This is a genomic window from Nitrosomonas communis, assembly GCF_024102715.1.
In the GTDB taxonomy this organism is placed as follows: domain Bacteria; phylum Pseudomonadota; class Gammaproteobacteria; order Burkholderiales; family Nitrosomonadaceae; genus Nitrosomonas; species Nitrosomonas communis_B.
In genome coordinates this window covers 1-3,286 of record NZ_JAGFJM010000115.1, presented here as the reverse complement: position 1 = coordinate 3,286, position 3,286 = coordinate 1, and the positions used below count along the sequence as shown (strand labels likewise).

The following is a 3,286-nucleotide window of genomic DNA, read 5'->3' as shown; positions in this document are numbered from 1 at the left end:
GCCAACTGCGGCACGGTTTCTTCCCCTCGGATGGCTGCCAATGCAACTTTCGCTTTGAATTCACTGGAATATTGCGCGCGTTTCTTGCTCATGGTTATTTCACTCCTTTTCTGTTTTACCAGAGCTTAACAACCTGTCCAGTTTTTGGGTACCACTTCACCGGCACATGGAGACAAGGCTGAGGGCAAAGAAAGGTTGCTGATTTTTGGTGAGTCAGTACTCGTGAACGTAGCGCAGGGAACAATGCGGGATGTGCTTGGCATGGAAAATCTAAGCGTTCGAGCTGATCCTCAGATCCATTTCAAATATTGCCTAACTGCCTGTGATGAGTCTGAGATATTTGTTCTTACACGCGAGTTCGCCAGCTACTGCGTAGTAATTCATGAGCCGCCAAACCTACTAGTTGTTAACAAACAGATCTGGTGAGTGACGATGTTCTTTCCATAAACCCACTATCGATCTTGCGTTGACTACGCTCGCACCAGATATTTTTTGCTATGCTGGATGACGCATGTGCCGAATCACGCTACGTTATTTGATCTGGAGGTTGATCCGCCTGCGTTGTGGGAGGGGCAGTGTGAGCGGTGTGGATTTTCTTCATCTCTATAGATTATTGTAGTTGTTTCAATCTCTTTGGGTTGAATTTCCCGTCCCCTTGGGGCGTTAGAAACATCTGAGGCGGCCGTCCCGTAGGGAAAAATAGCGTAATACCTCGTTCTTGCAACGAGGATAGTCGTTTTTAGGTTGCCGCGATTTTTATTGTGATGGAACAATGAAGATCTTCTCAGCTATCCTGCAACTCGACGTTATCATCAAAATTCTTGATCATCCCGGTATACCCACTTGAGCACTGCCTCGATCATATCTGCACAAGGACTTTGAATCTGCATGATCTTCACCCTTTTTTTGACAACTAATTTAGCTTTCAGTACATTCAATTCTTATGAAAAAGGATGTTTGTTTTTCTTATTGCCACCGTGTCGTTTAGTTTTAATTTAAACCATGAAATACTAATGCCACTACCGATTCCAATTGCTCAACAAATGACTGAACCAATAGCCTTGGAAAAAAAGGGGTGTAGGGTTTTTGTATCTTACTCGCACAAAGATTCAAAAAAATATGTGAACCAGTTCATGGAAATTTTTAAACTTGAGCTGCGCGGATCGTCACAGTTAGGCATTACGCCAGAGCAGGTATTTTTTGATCGAAACAACCTGCTTGCCGGGGACGAGTGGCATGAGTCCATTCAGTGCGCACTCGAAGAGGCAGATTATTTTGTGTTTTTGGTGAGTGCTCATTCGCTCTCCTCTGAGTTTTGCTATTCCCGTGAGCTTGCAATTGCCGTGGGGAAGGCATTACCGATTATTCAAATTGTATTGAATTATTGCCCTTGGGAAAAACAGCCGCTTCCAGGCGATAGCAAGAAACGGACACTGGGCGATCTTGGCGCATTACCCAAGGATGATCGCTTCTCACTCAAGCCGATTGCTGAATGGAGAAATCAACACTACGCATGGAACGAGGTTGTAAAGCAACTGACTGAGCGCTTATCAAAAGATCAATCCCAACCGATCACATCCCGGCTGACCAGTGCCATAGAGGCGGTAGCGCAATCTTGCAGCCGGCTTGGTTCGCTGTTGCCTTATTTTTGCAACCAGACCGTCCCGGTGAATGAGTTTCAAAGGCAAGTTAAAACCTGGAATCGTACCGCGCTATTGGTGCTAACCAAGGGTGTGCATAATGACAACACGCCCCGTTTCTGGGAACGCCTGCAGAACAAGAATCTCAAAGATTATTTGGCTACACACAATGAACAACTGCTCGAATCAGCACGGCGTTTTGTATGGCCGCTAAGCGACGGCGAGGTGCCCAAAGCGGAGGATTTGACATCTGACATGATGAGCGCGCTATCAGACGCCTTGACTGGCAATGCTTCTCAGTTAAACGATGCGTCTTCACTGGCTCAATGGCTTTCTACTTCACCGCACGTCGTCCCACTGGTAACGACGCTGCCTAGAGCATCGAAGGAAATCATAGCGGCAGGCATTCGGGCGTTACTGGATCTGCTCGAACGATGCTCCACAGAAACGCCTCTGAATCGGCTTGTCATCGCCATGCTGATTGAGGACGACAGCCTCATCAGCGAGAAAAACCTAGGCAAGGCACTGAAGATCCCGGGTTATCAACGGACACACCTCATCGACCTTGCGCCGCTCAAAGAAATTGACCAAGATGACATTAAGCGTTGGCATCGAGACTATGAAATCGAAAAATTGTGTTGTGTCGATGAAGAAAATTTGCTGAAAAGCGTTTTCACTGATGCCTTAATCCATTCCTTACGCATGCGCCAATTTGCTGAAAAGTTGTCGAAATTTTACGATCGTTAAAGAGGAGGGAAGAGCATATGACATTCCATAAATTTCGTGGGGAAGGACCCATTGAAGGCGCAGCAGCCAACCCGCTGGTAACAGGTGTCGATTCCCTGCGCGACCCGCAAGGGTATCGGGCTGGGAAAGATCTTGCCAATGCGGTCAACGTGGCGCTCGCCTTGCAAATGCCGCTTCTGGTTACCGGCGAGCCGGGAACGGGAAAGACGCAACTGGCCTATCGGCTGGCAGTAGAGCTTGAAAAAACAGAAGTGTTGCGCTTTGACACAAAGTCATCCAGCCAAGCCAATGATCTTTATTATCACTTTGACAGTATCCGGCAATTTGGACAATCACAACTGAATGCTGCGAGCGGTAGACCTCTCCCGGAAAGCAAAGAATTCATTCGGTTCTCAGCAATGGGACAGGCTATTTTACGCACGCTCGACCCTGACGATGTCGAGTCACGCCTGGGCCTTGCCTGGCGACATACCAAACCCGTTTCTTCAGTCGTAATGATCGATGAAATTGATAAAGCACCCCGCGATTTTCCGAATGATTTGCTGAATCAGATCGAGAACCTCGAGTTTACAGTGCCTGAACTCGGTCACACTTTCAAAGCGAATCGGCACTATAACCCAGTCGTGATCATAACCAGCAATTCCGAGAAACAACTTCCCGAACCCTTTTTACGCCGTTGCGTATATCACCACATCGAGTTTCCCAGAGATCAAAACGAGATCGAGCAAATTCTGGGAGAACGGCTGCGGCAACTTCAGCTTGGTGGGCTGGCTTACCGCGAAGCATTAGTCTTTTTCTTCAAAGTGCGGGCGCATGCTGCACTGGCCAAGAAGCCTTCGACGTCGGAGCTTCTTGATTGGTTTCGTTCGTTATCGAATGCAGGTCTATTACTGGATAAG

General features: G+C 47.6%; 2 protein-coding genes. Both read left to right on the top strand.

What is annotated here, in order from left to right:
* The first annotated feature begins 953 nt into the window (after positions 1 to 953).
* The gene (locus J5I83_RS11310) at positions 954 to 2,387 is read left to right on the top strand and encodes a toll/interleukin-1 receptor domain-containing protein (protein WP_369683421.1); all 1,434 of its coding nucleotides are present in this window, start codon (positions 954 to 956) and stop codon (positions 2,385 to 2,387) included.
* Between the two features lie 17 nt (positions 2,388 to 2,404).
* Positions 2,405 to 3,286 (top strand): MoxR family ATPase (locus tag J5I83_RS11305; RefSeq protein ID WP_304056108.1); only part of this gene is annotated, 882 nt, incomplete at its 3' end.